Source organism: Neisseria sp. HMSC061B04 (assembly GCF_001836705.1).
Classification (GTDB): domain Bacteria; phylum Pseudomonadota; class Gammaproteobacteria; order Burkholderiales; family Neisseriaceae; genus Neisseria.
Genome location: NZ_KV830225.1, coordinates 1 through 1,527, shown reverse-complemented (window position 1 = coordinate 1,527; position 1,527 = coordinate 1). Strand labels below are relative to the sequence as shown.

Below are 1,527 nucleotides of genomic sequence, written 5' to 3'. Positions count from 1 at the left end.
CAGGCGTTTGGAAGGTTGATGTACAAAACAACGGCAAACCGACAGTAACAAAAAATGGTGGAAATATTAATGGTAGCCAAGGCAAAAATGTAACGGTTACAGGCAGATACGGCGAAACTGGTACGATGAATACGACTGTCAGTCAAAATGTTAATGTTGGCAAAGTAGAAACTATTTTAGGTGGGACTTTGGCTGGTGCAACTGCAGCAGGCGGTGCTATTGGGTCTGATTACGCAGCTTGGACATATAGAGATATAAAAGACGGTGATTGGGCTGGAGCAGCTCGCAATGGTGTTGGTGCAATCCTTACAGGTTTGTCAAAATTAGATATAACTGGTTTGGGAGCAGGAATTAATTCCTTTTTAGATAAAACGGGATTGAGAACAGGAGCTTCTAATGAACAAATATCTAATGCAATACAGCAAGCAGCCCAAGCCCAGCGACAAGCAGAAGCCGAAGGTAACTATCAAAAAGCAGTAGCAAATGCAGCAGCTAAAAAAGCAGCAGAAGCAGCACAAAAAGGCAAAGCACAGCAAGAAAAAAAAGAAAATTTAGAAGAACAAGAAAAATCTGGAAAAAATGTTTTACTCGTTAGGTTTCGTGAATGGGGGGGTGGAGAAGGCGAAAGTGTTGAGTGGAAAAGCTATAAAACATCTTCTGGTGTTGGTAGATCTGACGTAGGAAATTTTCATTTATATGACATTCATTCTAGTATTTCTTATAAATATTCAGATGATTTGACTATTTCATATAGCCCAAAATTTCCAGGTAAATATGGTCGGTTTTTAGGCATCAGTTTTTATCCCAATAGCGAATTAAACCGTCAAAATATTATAAATAATAATGATTCAGTCGGTGTTAATGACTTTATGCTGACACAAAAAGAAATGTTAGACATCTTAAAACGCATGCTTGAAAACAATCAGACAAATCATGCAGAGCTGATGAATCAACTTGCAAAAATGGGCGCTATGAATCAATCTGCCGAGCCAAGCACATTTAGCCCTGATACTGCACTTAGTGCGCCATATACCCCTCAAGGTAGTAGCACCCCTCAACAAACAAGATTCAAAATGAATCAAGACGGCACTGTAGGCGTTGATTATGTGCCTCGCCCGGATTTAAAGCCAAACAGTCCAGAAGCACCGAATAAGCCCGAAAAGACAACACCGAGCAGACAGGAGAGTCCGGACACGCCAAACAGTCCGAATACACCAAATGAGCCGAACAGTCCGAATAGTCCAAATAATCAACAAACGCCAAATCAAAAAGAAAATGGCCTTTGTTCGCTGTTTCCAAACATCGCAGCGTGTGCAGATATGGGCAATGCAGAAGAAAAAGATCTAAACATTCCGCAAAACGATCAAGATATAGGCACTCTGAAACCGTTGGAACACTTCCAGACGGACGGTGTTTGTCCAAAGCCACAATCATTTGATTTTGGATTGTTTGGTCGATTTGAAATGGGTTATGACACAATTTGCGATATTGCCCGAAAAATCAGGCCAATTTTGATTTTAATATGCA

Annotated in this window: 1 protein-coding gene; it reads left to right on the top strand. The window is 40.5% G+C overall.

Annotated features, from left to right (window positions below; all coding sequences use genetic code 11):
• The coding region (locus HMPREF2661_RS09870; RefSeq protein WP_070823597.1) for an IgG-binding virulence factor TspB family protein at positions 1 to 1,527 on the top strand (1,527 nt) is incomplete at both ends.